The sequence below is a fragment of the Microbacterium sp. NPDC055683 genome, assembly GCF_053617895.1.
In genome coordinates, this window is sequence record NZ_JBSHGQ010000002.1 from 89,241 (window position 1) to 103,653 (window position 14,413).

A 14,413-nucleotide genomic window follows, 5' to 3' on the forward strand; every position below is an offset into this window, starting at 1 on the left:
AATGGCTCTCCTTCAGAGGCGCCGTCACATCCCAGACATCCTCGACACGCTCGCGCAGCTCTCGAATGACGAAGTGCCGGTCCGGCCGAAGGTCGCGCGAGCGATGCTCGACCTCCTGCCAGCCGAAGTGTGGACTGACCCGACGCTGCGTTGGCTCGACCCGGGCCTCAAGTCGGGCGTCCTTCTGCGGGAAGCTGCGCAGAGACTCCTCATCGGGCTCGCCGCGTGGGAGCCAGACTTCGAGAAACGGCGCGAGCACATCTTCCGGAACATGCTGTTCGGACTCCCCATCACCGAGGTCACTGCACTCGTGGGCAGACGCAGCTTGTATTACACACGCGATGCGTCAAGCGACTTGTCAGTTGTGAAGTTCGACACCCCCGAAGGCAACCTGCCATTCATCCAGGGTCAGCACTCGTTCAACGGTAAGGGCCGCTGCAGGTGTGGAGCGACGACCAAACTCGAACGCGGCGAGAAGCGCGAAGCCCATGCGTATGCCTTCAATCACGGCAAGTTCCCTCCCAAGGAGATGGAAGACATGAAGTTTGACGTCATCGTGTCGAATCCGCCGTTCCAGCTGGAAGACAACGGCCATAGCGCGAGTGCGACACCGATCTATCATCACTTCGTTCAGCGAGCCATCGAGATGAACCCTCGCTATGTCGTGATGATCACGCCCTCCAGGTGGTTCGCAGGCGGCAAAGGTCTGGACAAGTATCGCGACCGAATGCTGAACGACCGTCACCTCAAGGTGCTGGTTGACTACCCGAAGCTCTACGACGCGTTCCCCGGCGTGAAGATTCGCGGTGGCGTGTCGTACTTCCTCTGGGACCGTGAGCACGACGGCCCGTGCAAGGTTCAGACCGTCTGGGACGGAAAGCCCGTTGGCCCCGCCGTTGAACGCAAGCTGAACGTCTACGATGTCTTGGTCCGTCGCAACGAAGCTGTTCCGATTCTGGAGAAGGTCCGTGCGAAGAACGAACCGACGCTGGACCAGCGCGTGTCAAGCCGTAAGCCGTTCGGATACCCCACGAACTTCCACGGCTCGAAGTCCCCGGCCGGCATCTCGGAGCCGGTTACGCTCTACGGCTCGCAACGGGTCTCCTTCGTCGAACGCGCGACTGTTCCACAGAACACCGCCTGGATTGGAGAATGGAAGGTCCTCGTCACAGCGGTGCAGGGAACCAGCGCAGCCGTCGAGACTCAGTTCCTGGGCCGCCCTATCGTGGCCGGGGCAGATACTGCATGCACCGAGACCTACCTGGTCACGGGGCGGTTCGACAACAACGTCGATGCGACCCGCTACGCCGCGTACCTCCGCACCCGCTTCGTGAGATTCCTCGTGTCGCTGCGCAAGTCCACACAGCACGCGACTCGCGACGTGTACGCGTTCGTTCCGGACATCCCGCTCGATCGCGAGTGGACAGACAAGGACCTCTACGAGAGGTACGCACTGGCACCCGCCGAGATCGAGTTCATCGAATCACAAGTTCGCGAGATGCCTGCCACCCTTGATGGAGTCGAGGAGTGACGTCGGAAACGCCCGCGACAGTCATTGACGGGTCTGCGGAGACCTCGGCGGAGACCGTAGGGTCAACCCCTATCGCGCGCCGCATCTACACCTACACGATGCCGGGCCGCAACGATGTCAGCTGGACACGAGATGCCGGAAACCAAGTCGTTTCGGGTGTCGGTCTGCTGAAGGTAGGCGAGACGACGCGATCGAACGCGCGGGAGCGCATCAAGCAGCAGCTCGGGACAGCCTTTCCCGGGCTGGTCGGTGTGGACATCCTTCTTGACGAATCGGCGGAGCGAACGGACGGCTCGTTCTTCCGCGACCACGATGTGCACCGAGCGCTCGTCGCGGCAGGCGTCCGCCGAGTTGGCGGCGAGTGGTTCGAGGCCACGCTCGATGAAGTCAAGGCGGCGGTGGGTGTTGTCCGGTCAGGACGCACGTTCGACTCGACTCGCACCGCGGACTTCGGGATGCGCCCCGAGCAAGAGGACGCTGTCGCGGAGACTGCCGCCTACTTCCGCGAGCACGCGGCTGACTCACGGCCTGCACGGTTCCTCTGGAACGCGAAGATGCGGTTCGGCAAGACATTCACGACGTACCAATTGGCCCGCGAGATGGAGTGGACGAAGGTCCTCGTCCTGACCTACAAGCCTGCCGTTCAGACCGCGTGGCGCGAAGACCTCGAGAGCCACGCGGACTTCGAAGGCTGGCACTTCGTGGACGCCGAGACACCTCCCGACAAGGCTGCCGCGATTGCTGACGGGACCGAGCCATTCGTATGGTTCGCGTCGCTGCAGGACCTCAGTGGGAAGCAGGATGGCGAGGTCAAAGAGCGGAACGAACCGCTATACCTGCTGGACTGGGATGTCATCGTCATCGACGAGTATCACTTCGGAGCATGGCGGGACTCTGCCCGCGAGATGTACGACCCGTCTGAACGCTCGTTGGCTATCGCCGAGGAGCCGACCGAGGAAGTCCTTGTTGAAGATCTCGCCGTAACGTCGCACAACTACCTGATGCTGTCCGGCACCCCTTTCCGCGCGATCACGAACGGCGAGTTCAATGAGGATGCGAAGTACGACTGGACCTATATCGATGAGCAGCGTGAGAAGGCAGCATGGCCGACTGACGACGCTCGCGAAAATCCGTACATCGATCTCCCGCGCATCGAGATGTACATGTACCGCATCTCAGAGTCGGCCGCCGCGACCGCTGATGAGGGCGAGTTCGACGGCTTCAATCTCAACGAGTATTTCCGGGCGTCGAAGGAAGGAAGCGAATACGTCTTCGCTGAACCGACGCAGGTGCACGAGTTCCTGGAGATGCTTCGGGGGAAGCTCTCGGCTCAGGTAAAGGCGGGACTCGAGACCGGCAAGAAGCCGCCGTTCCCGTATGAGGACGCGGCTTTCGCGGCCGGCGTGCGCCACTCCGTCTGGTACATGAGCGACGTGGCGTCTTGCTATGCGATGAAGGCCATGCTTGACGAGCACCCATACTTCTCGGGATTCGACGTGTACGTGGCCGCAGGCGCGCGAGCGAAGATGGGCGCGAAGGCGAAGGGCCCGGTCGACGAGCTCATCCACAAAGCTGACGCCGCTGGGCGCTCCGGAACGATCACCCTGTCGTGCGGCAAGCTCATGACCGGGGTGACAATCAAGCAGTGGTCCTCCATCTTCATGCTGCGATCGCTGAAGTCACCGGAGTCCTACTTCCAGGCGGCCTTCCGGGTCCAGTCACCGTGGTCGCGCAAAGAGCCGGGTGAGCCTCGTGTCGTGCTGAAGGAGCCTTGCTACGTTTTCGAGTTCGACCCGAACCGTGCTCTCTCGCTGGTCGCCCAGTACGGCACCCGCCTCGCAACGAACACGGACGAGTCCGGCCGTGACGTGCTCGGAGAGCTTCTGAACTACCTCCCGATCTACGCCTTCGACGGAGCGAGCATGGAGGCGCTGAGTGCAGATGCACTGATGGATTGGGCTACGGCTGGCATCGGCTCGACTGCTCTCGCTCAGCGATGGAACTCCCCCTTGCTCGTCGACGTCACCGACGCGGCCCTCGACCGGCTACTCGGCCAGCCGGACCTGCTGAAGACTCTCGAGCAGATGGAAGCGTTCCGCGGCCTCGCCCAGGACGTTCAGAAGGTCGTCACGTCGACGAAGAAGCTCAAGGCTGTCAAGCGCGACAAGCCCAAGCTCACCGACGCCGAGCGCAAAGAGCAGGACAAGACGCGCAAGCTCCGAGCCGAGATTCGGGAGAAGTTGCAGAAGTTCCTCGCTAAGGTGCCGGTGTTCATGTATCTCACCGACTTCCGCGAGGAGGCCCTGGTCCACGTCATCAGGTCGCTCGACCCAGCGCTATTCGAACGGGTCACCGGCCTGACCATCCCCGACTTCGAGCTGCTCGCTGACATCGGCGTGTTCAACGCCGAGCGCATGAACGCGGCGATCTACCAGTTCCGGCAGTTCGAGTCGGCGAGCCTCAGGTACGCGAACGTGGGCGAAGCCGTGGAGGGTGGTCGTCAGGTCGGACTGTGGGACGATAGCGTGTTCGTCGAGGCCGACGCGAAGCTCTGACGCAGGTGTCCACTTATTCGCTGGAGGTGTCCACTTAGTGTCCATAAAATGGCGTGTACGGATGCGTTCGAGTGCGTGTGAGTGCGCACGACCTGTATGAAATCGCGGTAGCTGCGCACCTAGCGAGAGTACGAGCTGTACTTCGGCGTCTGACCTGCCGCTAGGCCCTCGAACGGCCCAGCTCCCGCGAGAGATCACGGGAGCTGGGCCGTTTGCTGTATCTGGGAAGTCCGAAAATCCGGGCACGGGTGTCCAGAAAGTGTCCGATTAATCGACGTAGGCGGCCGCTCCGACCCGCGTCGTCTCAGTCACCCCCATTCCCCCGCACTGAGCAGCAGTTCACGCGCAGGATGGCGGGATGGGGCGCGTGACGACCGTCGGACTGCGCGCTCTGCGACGCGCTCGGCTGCGCGCGTTCGGTCGCCGCACGCTTCAGCGCAAGAGCGATCGGCTGGAAGCTGCGACAGCGTCGAGGTCGGCGGGCGTAGGCGGATCGGCGCCGAAGCGTCCGACCGTGATCGAAGCGGCCAGCGCGCTGCGGTGAAGGATCTCGGCCAGCGCAGAGGGAGTGAGCTCCACGAGGCGAGCACGGCTCTCGCGCCCGGAGACCCCTTGCAACAGCAGGCCATCCAGCAGTGCACCCATGAACGTGTCACCGGCGCCGACGGTGTCGACCACGTCAACGGGTACGGCCGGCACTCGCACCTCGTCGTCGTCCCGCAGTGCGACGACTCCGTCCGGCCCCTGAGTCATCACCACGAGGAGCGGGCCGGCTCGCAGCAGTCCTCGCGCGGCAGTCATCGCGTCGACGTTCGGATACAGCCAGGCGAGGTCCTCGTCGCTCGCCTTCACCACATCGGCACGCGCCAGCAGCCCCCGCATCCGCTCCCGAGAGTCGGCGCTGTCCTCGATGAGCGACGGGCGCACGTTCGGGTCGCACCCGATCAGGGCGAGACCCCGGTGACGGTCGACGATCTCCGAGACCGATCGCGCTCCCGGGTCGAGTGCGGCACCGATGGATCCCACGTGGAGGACATCGGCGGGCACAGCATCCGTCACGTCCACCCGCCAGTCGATCGCGAACTCATATGTCGCGGCACCACGCGCATCGAGGGTCGCTTGCGCCGTCGAGGTGCGCTCCAGCCGGGTGCCGACGAGGTCAACGCCCGAGGCGGCGAGCCAGTTCCGAATCTTCTCCCCACGCCGGTCCGCGCCCACAGCGCTGAGCAGCTGGGGCGTGCGGCCCAGCCGCCCGAGAGTGAGCGCCACATTCGCCGGACTGCCGCCCGGTGTCTCCGTGACTGCTCCGTCCGCCCGCCGTACGATGTCGACGAGCGCCTCGCCCACCACCAGGATGCGTGGCGCGCGCTCTAACGCCGCCATCAGATCGGCGTCCCGAACTCGCGGATTGTGATCCCCGAGAAGGTCGCGGGGCCACCGTCGGAGTAGAGCGAGATCCCGGTGTCGCCGTCAGCGAAATGGACCTGCTGCGACAGCACGGTGTGCCCGGCGTTGACGAAGACCTCGACGCTCTGCGTGTCGACGAAGATGCGCAAGTGCACGGACCGCGCATTCGCGTCGATAGGAGCCGCCGCGCGGGTATACGGAGCGAGGGCGTAGCCCGCCAGATCCGAAGGGCCACGGTCCACGTAGACCTCAGCCCCGTACTTGCCGATGTTGGTGTGCCGTGTGCCATCGGACGACCGTCCGACGGACAGACCGACGTTCGCTGCCTGATCCCAGTTGATGTCAAGCTCGATCTCGTATGCCCGCCCGGTGAACGGCAGGACGGAGCTGCCGTTCACCGTCTGCGTGGGGAGCGTCGTCGTCGAGGTGACGTAGCCGGCGAGGGCCGGGACCGGAGCGCTGAGCAGGCTGTACCAGCCACCTCCCTGACGTTCCAGGCGGAGCTCGCGCACAATCGAGTTCTGTCCGTTGTAACCGTCGCTTACGTCGGTGGGCACATCGCGCGCCGCGTACTTCCAGTTGTTCATCCAGGCAATCGCCAGTCGGCGGGTCTGCGGGGCCTCCGCCTTCGGCCAGGTGACGGCGGCGTACCAGTCCCATCCCCAATCCAGCCATTGCGGCGTGAGGCTGTCCGCGAGGAAATGCGTTCCGTTCCAGCCTCCCGTCCAGTATGCGTACGTCATGGGGAGGCCGATGCCGTAGGCGTCCATGCTCGCCGCGAAGATCCAGTGCGTGGAGCCGTCATCCGCCGTCATCTCGAACAGATCCGGGCACTCGATGCCGCCCAGCGCGTGATTCGGGTAGTCGAAGTTGGATGTCCACTCCCAGTCACGCAGGTTGGGCGACGTGTAGAACGACGCGTAGCGCGCTCGGCCGATCACGCACACCCACTCGCCGCGCAGCGCATCCCAGTGGATCTTCGGGTCGCGGAACCACTCGGCGTTCTCGATCTCGGCAGGCGTCGTGGCGGCGCGACCGTCGGTGTTCACGATGACGGGATCTGGCAGAGCGGTGAATGTGAACCCGCCATCCGTCGACCAGTAGAGATACTGCTCCTGGTACTTGCGGATGCCGTCGGTCGGCTGTGTGGCCAGTGCGACGACGGCACCTGCGCCGAATCCCGCGGTGTTCGCGGTGTCGACGACCGCCGACCCCGACCACACCGGGAAGTCGGGCTGGAGCGGCATCACCGTGCCGTGGTGGGTGAACGAGACGCCATCGGCGGTTGTGGCGTGATCCCATCCTCCGGGACCGTTGTTCTGCCCCGAGTGCAGGTAGTACAGCTGATATGCCCCGTTCGTCGTCACGGGGCGCTGCGGATCGCAGAGCCAGCCGGTCGGCGGGGTCATGTGGTAGATCGCGCGCAGCGACCCAGCGGACGGGGCGAGCATGGGCCGGACCCCGGCTTGTGCATGCGCTGCCGCTGACGATGCGCCGCCGAACAGCACTGCGAGGGCGCCGACGCCGGCCGCGTTCAGGACTCCCCGACGGGAGAAGGAATCGTTCATGTCATGTCCTTTCGAGAGTTCCGGGCGCGGCGATGCGCCCGATGTCGGAACAGCGGTGAGAGTGTGACGAGAAGCGGAGGAAGCGGACGGCGATCGGTGGTCAGGAACCTCGATCCGATCGCTGTGCGATGACAGGTCCGGCCATGGTGACGGCGATCGGGCCGTCAAGAGTCGACGACAGCCGTGAGGTGACCGTCTCGGAGCCCATGAACAGCAGGTGAGATGCGGTCGCCTCGCCGCCGTGGAAGAAGATCTCCACCAGCGGTCCGTCGACGACCACCAGCATCCGCACCTCGCCGGAGGAGCGGAGCGGGAACGTGGTCGATGACGGGAAGTCCGGGTGCAGCGCCGCGGCGTCCGCCCCGGACCGGGTGATTGTGACTTCGCCGCTGTCCGGCACGTGTTCGACGGTGAGCACGGCATCCGCTTCGCCGCGCACCTCGTAGCGCACCATACCCGTCTGCTGCGGATCCCAGCGCGCCTCGATGACGGCATGGGCGTCATGTCCTGCACACCAGGGTGTCGTGATGTCCACCTCGGGTTCCTCAGCGAGGAGCGAATCGATGAACTCCGGTGGCTGCTGAACGAGCACGGGCGTTCGCTCGATCGTCCGCAGCGACAGCCGTCTCGGCAGCGACATGGCACCGCGCCACGGAGCGGCCGGCACATCGGCGGCATAGCGCCAGTTGCTCATCCAGCCGAGCATCACCGCGGCACCGCCTGGAGCGCTGTCGAACGTGACCCCCGCATAGAAATCCCGCCCGTGATCGACTCGCGTCAGCTCCGCGGCGTCCGAAATGAAGACCCGGCCGTCGAAGCCGCCGATCACCCAGCTCATCGACGATCCGTCCGGATCGGGGTCGGCGCCCACAGGATTGGTGCTCAGCAGCAGCACCCAGCGCTGATCGCCCTCGTCTCCATCCACGGGAAGGCGGACGAGGTCCGGGCACTCCCACACGACTCCCTCGGCGCCGAGCGGACCGTAGGACCCGGTGTACTCCCACGTGCGCAGATCTCGCGACGTGTGGAACAGCACCTGGCGGTCGTCGGCTTCGACAGCCAGCATCACCCAGGTGAGCGCTCCGTCGTCAGCGACATGGCGGATGATCTTCGGGTCTCGGAACGACGACGTTCCGCGGTCCAGCACGGGGTTCCCGGCGTCCACGACCCAGTGGCGGCCGTCTGCGCTTCTCGCGGTCGACTGCGCTTGACGGCCGTCGTCGTAGGCGCTGGTGTAATACGCGACCAGCCCTCCGTCCGGGTCGACGACGGCCGATCCGGAGAAGATCTGCTCGCCGGGGCGATGGAGCAACGCGACCTCGTGCTCGGTCCAGTGCTGCAGGTCACGGCTGGTGGCGTGTCCCCAGCTCATGTTCCCCCAATCCGCCCCTTCGGGGTTGTACTGGAAGTAGAGGTGCCACCGGCCCTCGGCGTACACGAGTCCGTTGGGATCGTTCATCCAGTTGTCCCGCGGGGTGAAGTGGAGCATCGGACGGGGCACGGCTTGCACGAGCTCACGTGCTGCTGTTTCTGCGCTCATCCGACTCGGACCGATCGACGGCGGACCGGCGGGCAGGCGACGAGAGTCGGTCGCTCCGCGTCGGGCTTCTCCAACCCGAGCAGCACGCGCACCCCCACCGCGCCGAGTTCGTAGTGCGGCAGGGCGACGGTCGAAAGAGTCGGCCGGAGGTGCGCCGCGATCACATCCTGGTTGTCGAACCCGATCACAGCGATGTCCTCGGGGATGCGCATCCCGTGCTCACGCAGTCCGTCATAGAGTCCCATCGCGACTCGATCGTTGTGACAGAACACCCCGGTGGCGCCGGACGCGATGATCTCCGGGACGGCGCGATATCCGCCCTCCTGGTCCGGAGCGGCCGGGAGCACGAGAGTCTCGTCGAACGGGATCCCGGCAGCCTCGAGCGCAAGACGATAGCCGTCGAGCCGTCCGGTCTGCGCGGGCGACGGCGTCGTGGTGTTGACGATGGCGATGCGCCGGTGCCCGGCGGCGATCAGCTCTTCCGTGGCGGTGCGCCCGCCCTGTACTTCGTCGGGGACGACCGCGGGGAGCCCGCTGCCGGGCGCGAAGCAGTCCACGAGCACCGAGTCCGTTTGTTGAAGAGCCGCGGGCACCGTGATCTCCCGGTGGTACCAGGTGGAGTAGAGGATGCCGCGAACCTGGTGCTCCAGCATCATCGCGATCGCGTCGTTCTCGACCTCGGCGTTGCCGTCGGTGTTGGCGACGAGCAGCACGAAGCCGTGCTTCCAGGCTTCGTCCTGGGCGCCGTGGATGATCTGTCCTGCGAACGGTGTGGTGGCGATCTGGTCGGCGACGAGTCCGATGAAACGCGATGTCCCCTGTGAGAGCGTCTTCGCGAGGGCGTTGGGGCGATAGCCAAGAGCAGCGACGGCATCGTGCACACGTTGACGCGCGTCTTCTCCGATGCGCGCTCCCGGCTTGTCGTTGATGACGTGCGAGACCGTGGCGACCGAGACGCGTGCAGCTTTCGCGACATCCCGCATCGTGACGTTCGGCACGTGCGCGCCCTGTCCTGCGGTGCTCATCCTTTTGTCGCTCCGCTCTCGAGTCCCTGGATCATCGCCTTGTTGAGGACGAGGAAGACGAGCAGCAGCGGCGTCACCGAGACGCAGACGGCGGCGAACGTCGCCGTCCAGTCGGTGTTGCCCATGGCCCCAATGTAGTTCTGCAGGCCGAGGGGGATGGTCTTCAGACCGTCCGACAACACGAAGGTGTTCGCGAAGATGAAGTCGTTCCAGATGAAGATGCTGTTCACGAGCACGACCGTGATGATCGTGTTCAGCGACAGCGGCGAGGTGATCGTGAGGAAGATCCGGTACGGCCCCGCTCCATCCAGCGATGCGGCCTCATACGTCTCCCGAGGGATGTACTCATAGAAGGACGAGAAGAGGTACACGGCCATCGGCAGGGCGAAAGCGGCGAGCGGGATGATCATCGAGAGGTGAGTGTCGAGCAACCCCACCTGCGAGTAGTCGATGAACAGCGGGACGAGCGCGATCTGCACGGGCACGATGATCCCGAGGAGGAACAGCGCCCGGACGGCCGCGCTCAACCGGAAGCCGAGCACCTGCAGCGCGAACGCGGCCATCATGCCGGCGACGACGATGAGCGCGCTCGACCCGAGCGTCACAATGAGGCTGTTCACGATATTCAGGCCGAGGTTGCCGGTGGCGAACGCGCGACCGTAGTTCTCGAGCGTGAACTCCGACGGCAGCGCGAACGGGTTGCCTCCGGCGAAGTCGGCAGCGGTGCGGAAACTCGTCATGAAGAGCCATGCCAGCGGGTAGATCTGCACGATCACGATCAGGACGATCGTGATCGTGAGCAGGGTGCGCTGGGCGCGCAGCCTGGTTGATCGGTGTCGACGCACGGTTGGACGCAGCGGTTCCGGAGCGACGGGCGCCAGCGCCAGAGCGGTGGGAGCAGTCATGATTCGTCCTTCCGGCGAAGCAGAAGCAGGATGATGCCGACGGCAACGAGGCACTCGATGACGATGAACACCGAGATCGCACTGGCATAGCCGTAGTCGGTGTGCACGAAGGCCGTCTTGTACATGTACGTGGTCAGCAGCTCGGACGCCTGCCCGGGTCCACCGCCCGTGAGCAGATAGGGGATGTCGAATCCCCGCAGAGCGAAGGTGGTCGCCATGATGGTCGTCGTGATCCACACCGGACGGATGTAGGGGAACCGGATCCGCCAGAACACCTGCCACCACGAGGCTCCGTCGAGCCGAGCCGCTTCCTCCAGCTCGCGGGGGACCGCGATGAGCGCGGCATAGATGATCAGCATGTAGAGGCCGGTGAAGCGCCACCCCTCCGGGATGGACACCGCGGCGAGCACGGTCTGCACGTTCGACAACCACGCAGTCTGCAGGCCCTCGAGACCGATCCAGGCCAGCGCCTGATTGATGAGGCCCACGGGCTCGAGAGAGTAGATCCGCTGGAACAGGATCGCGATCGCGACGGTGGAGATGACGGCGGGCAGCAAATAGATCGTCTTGACCAGCTCGCGCGCCTTCGGGAGCGCGGTCAGCAGGCTGGCGACAACGAGGGCACCACCGAGCTGCAGGACGAGGCAGATCGCGAGGTAGCCGACCGCGTTTCCGAAGGCCGTCCAGAACACGTCGTCGCGCGTGAGCATCTTCACGTAGTTGTCGATGCCGACGAACGCCATGTCGGTGATGCCGTCCCAGCGGAAGAAGCTGAGGACGAGTGACTGCACGATCGGCAGCAGAACCGCGACTCCGTACAGCAGGAGGGGCGGCACCAGGAACACGAGGACCGAGAGCCCAGAGCGGCGCGGAAGCATCGACGTCGACATCGCGCGGTGTCGTAGCCGACGGGGTGGGCGCGCCGGCGGCGCGCCCACTACGAGGCGAGCGGTGTCAGCCATCACTGTTCTCCACGAGCGCCTTGTCCATCGTCTCGATGAACTCGTCGGGCGTGATCTCACCCTGCACGAGCAGGGTGAGCTCCTGCTGGAGTCGGGTGTTCGTAGCCGGATCCAGCTGGGTATCCCACGGCATGGCGATAGCCTCTCCGACGTCGTTCGTCTGCTCGACCGCCCGGCCGTAGAGCGGAGTCGCATCGTCTGGGACAGTCGTGGCGGCCGACGACGTCGGGGACAGCGCACCGGTGGAGGCGTAGAGCTCCGGGTAGCGCTCCAGCGCGAACGCGAGAAAGTCCCTGACGAGCGGGTCGTAGGTCTTGGTGTTCACCGCCATACCGATGCCGGAGGGGGTGACGTACTCGTTGTCGGCCGTCACCGCGTCGTCGATCGTCGGCAGCGTGAAGTAGTCCACGGAGTCTCGGACCGCGGGATCCAGCGACTCGGTCGCGAGGTTCGCCAGCTCCCAGGTGCCGATGTTGTAGACCGCAGCGGCCCCTGACGTGAACTGCGCCTGGGCATCGGCGTATCCGGTCGCGGAGAAGCCGTCCGAGAAGCATCCGGCCTCACCGAGCGAGTACAGCCACTCTGCCGCCGCGCGACCGGCCGGATCGGAGAATGAGGCTTCCCCGTTCTTGAGGTCCTGTACGTACTCCGGTCCCACCATCCGGAACGGGTAGTAAGCCATGTACCGCTCGAGCGGCCACTGATCCTGCCCGTCGAGAGCGATGGGGGTGATCCCTGCTGCACGGAGCTCCTCACACATCCGCGGGAAGTCGTCCAGCGTCGCCGGGACGGTCGCGCCGGCTTCCTCGAACAGCGCCTTGTTGTACCAGAAGAACTCCAACTGGAACTCGAACGGCACCATGTAGAGGGAGCCGTCGTCGAACCGCTGGTAGTTCAGCGCAGCCGGGCGGTAGTCGTCCGCGAGACCGAGGTCCTCGAGGAGGAGGTCGACGTCGACCATGCGCCCCTGCTCCGCGAGCTTCTGGGCGAAGGGTGTCGCGTCCGTGTCGAAGAGCTCGGGGAGTTTGTTCGCCGCGGCGAGCGTCTCGTACTTCTGGATGTAGGACGGACGGTCGGGTGTGGTGATCAGGTTGAGCGCGAAGCCGGGGTGGTCCTCGGCGTACTCCTCGGCGATCTGCTGCATCGTCGTGATGACCCCTCCGTCGGCGGGCCGCGAGAGGAGCCACGAGATCTCGCGCGGAACGACCTCTCCCGCGGGGTCGACGACAGTGGGATCGGCGGCGGTCGATGTCCCCCCGCAGCCGGCGAGCAGGATCGCAGCCGTCGCTACTGCGGTGAGCGGTACGAGCTTGCGTGAGGGTCGGTTCATGGTCGATCTCCTTTGATGTCCATCGGGTTGGAGGTGGAAAGTCATGCGTCTGCCGCGAGAAGGTCGGGCTCGAAAGTGTCGGAGCAAGCGTTGTCGCGCGTGCGGAGGGTGAACTCGACGAGAGTCGCGTCCCCCTCGCCGACGAAGGCGCCTATGCGGCCGGTCGGATGGTCGTAGAGTCGCGTGCTCAGCACGGTCGTGTCATCGACTGTCGCCACGCAGAGCTCGCCGTCGACGATCACTTCGAGTTCGTGCTCGCCGGGAGCGAGGTCGACAGGACGCTCCAGCTCGATCAGGTAGGGGACGTCACCCGAGATCTGCCACTGTTCCGTGCCGGTGGAGCGTCGGGGCCAGCGGTCGAAGACGAGGCGGCCGCGGTGCGGCTCAAGACGCAAGCTGTAGCCAGACTCTTCGTCCGCGCCCACGCGTATGAGAATGCCGCACTCGCGGGTGCGCTCTTCGACGTCGAACCGCGCGATCAGACGGAAAGACTCCCCTGCCTCGCCGTCGCTCAGCAGCTGGGCGTAGCCGTCGGGAGCGCTCAGTGTGGTGCGCGCCGGGAGTGCGGCGATCGGAGCGCCGAACGTGTCTCGCAGTTCGCGCGTCGGGTGGAATGCGAGTGTGCCGTCGGGGCGCTGCTCGGCTTCGACGACCGACATCGTGCCCGCCCACTGCCAGGCTCCGTCATCGGTGCCGCCCTCTCGTGTGGCGATCCATCCGAAGAAGAATCGTCGATCGCCACGCGCTGCGGACTTCGCCGCGTAGAAGGCTCGGGAGTCGAGGGTGTCGTGCTCCGGGACGATCCACGGACCGTCGAGACTGCGCGCCATGCGGTAGCGCGTCGTGAAGGCATCGCTGAACTCGGAGGAGACCAGATACCACCAGTCCCCCCATTGGAAAACCTCGGGGCACTCGTGGGCGACGCAGCGCCGCGGATCCCAGAACGGCGCGACTGGTTCCCAGTGGATGAGGTCGCGCGACGTGCACTGCGCCACGACACCCCGACGCCGATCAGGACCGTTGTCGTGCCGAGCGGTGATCAGCATGCGCCAGAGGCCAGTGCTCTCGTCACGGAAGACGAATGGGTCGCGCCAGTCGCCGGTCTCGTACCCGGGGGTCGCGCCGAAGGTGTGCCCCGGATGCCGCTGCCAGGAGGACATCCCGTCGTCGCTCGTCGCGTGAAGAACCAGCTGCAGGGCGCGCCCGTCGGATCCGCGGCGCTCGGGGTTCTGCCCGGTGTAGAAGGCGTGGTGAACGCCCTCGTCGTCGCGGACGATGCTGCCGGTGTAGACGTTGAAGTCGTCGGCGTCTGAGCCTCCGGAGGCGATCGCCTCGCCGTGTTCGGTGAAATCGACGAGGTTCTCGGTCGAGACGCGATGCCACGGCATGCCTTCTTTCGGTTCCTGTCGCGTCTCGTGCAGATAGAACAGTTGGAGTACGCCGTCCTCCTGCCAGGGGATGACATCCCCCACCCATCCGTCCCGCGGCTGGTAGAACCCTCGCTGGCTCACTGCCCGTCCAATCGTCTTTGGTTAATCGGTTACGCAGATCGTAGCCCGGCGCCGAAGACATGGTCAAGCGGTTAATCAG

Annotated in this window: 10 protein-coding genes; 2 read left to right on the forward strand and 8 right to left on the reverse strand. The window is 65.3% G+C overall.

What is annotated here, in order from left to right; genetic code table 11:
* Nucleotide 1: 1 nt before the first annotated feature.
* Nucleotides 2–1,531 (forward strand): Eco57I restriction-modification methylase domain-containing protein, encoded by a 1,530-nt coding sequence (locus ACWGPF_RS01460; protein WP_452331125.1) that lies wholly within the window; start codon nucleotides 2–4, stop codon nucleotides 1,529–1,531.
* Nucleotides 1,532–1,629: 98 nt separating this feature from the next.
* Nucleotides 1,630–4,086 (forward strand): DEAD/DEAH box helicase, encoded by a 2,457-nt coding sequence (locus tag ACWGPF_RS01465; protein WP_452331126.1) that lies wholly within the window; start codon nucleotides 1,630–1,632, stop codon nucleotides 4,084–4,086.
* A gap of 432 nt (nucleotides 4,087–4,518) precedes the next feature.
* On the opposite strand, the gene ACWGPF_RS01470 is transcribed toward ACWGPF_RS01465, so the two are convergent.
* The 8 genes from ACWGPF_RS01470 to ACWGPF_RS01505 form a co-directional block, all read right to left on the reverse strand.
* A complete protein-coding gene (locus ACWGPF_RS01470) occupies nucleotides 4,519–5,469 on the reverse strand; it encodes a carbohydrate kinase family protein (protein ID WP_452331127.1) in 951 nt (316 codons plus the stop codon).
* Nucleotides 5,469–7,061 carry a glycoside hydrolase family 32 protein gene (locus tag ACWGPF_RS01475; protein ID WP_452331214.1) on the reverse strand — a complete coding sequence of 531 codons (1,593 nt, stop codon included), beginning with the start codon at nucleotides 7,059–7,061 and terminating at the stop codon, nucleotides 5,469–5,471. Before ACWGPF_RS01475 ends, ACWGPF_RS01470 begins: the two co-directional genes overlap by 1 nt.
* Nucleotides 7,062–7,161: 100 nt before the next feature.
* Nucleotides 7,162–8,601, reverse strand: coding sequence for a glycoside hydrolase family 32 protein (locus ACWGPF_RS01480; RefSeq protein WP_452331128.1), 1,440 nt, complete (start codon nucleotides 8,599–8,601; stop codon nucleotides 7,162–7,164).
* On the reverse strand, nucleotides 8,598–9,626 hold the full coding sequence (locus ACWGPF_RS01485) for a LacI family DNA-binding transcriptional regulator (RefSeq protein WP_452331129.1): 1,029 nt from the start codon (nucleotides 9,624–9,626) through the stop codon (nucleotides 8,598–8,600). The genes ACWGPF_RS01480 and ACWGPF_RS01485 overlap by 4 nt, the downstream gene beginning before the upstream one ends.
* Entirely contained in the window at nucleotides 9,623–10,531 is a 909-nt protein-coding gene (locus tag ACWGPF_RS01490; RefSeq protein WP_452331130.1) for a carbohydrate ABC transporter permease, read from the reverse strand. The genes ACWGPF_RS01485 and ACWGPF_RS01490 overlap by 4 nt, the downstream gene beginning before the upstream one ends.
* Entirely contained in the window at nucleotides 10,528–11,409 is an 882-nt protein-coding gene (locus ACWGPF_RS01495; protein ID WP_452331215.1) for a carbohydrate ABC transporter permease, read from the reverse strand. Before ACWGPF_RS01495 ends, ACWGPF_RS01490 begins: the two co-directional genes overlap by 4 nt.
* A gap of 76 nt (nucleotides 11,410–11,485) precedes the next feature.
* Entirely contained in the window at nucleotides 11,486–12,823 is a 1,338-nt protein-coding gene (locus ACWGPF_RS01500) for an ABC transporter substrate-binding protein (RefSeq protein ID WP_452331216.1), read from the reverse strand.
* Nucleotides 12,824–12,864: 41 nt separating this feature from the next.
* Nucleotides 12,865–14,334, reverse strand: coding sequence for a glycoside hydrolase (locus tag ACWGPF_RS01505; protein ID WP_452331131.1), 1,470 nt, complete (start codon nucleotides 14,332–14,334; stop codon nucleotides 12,865–12,867).
* Nucleotides 14,335–14,413 lie beyond the last annotated feature (79 nt).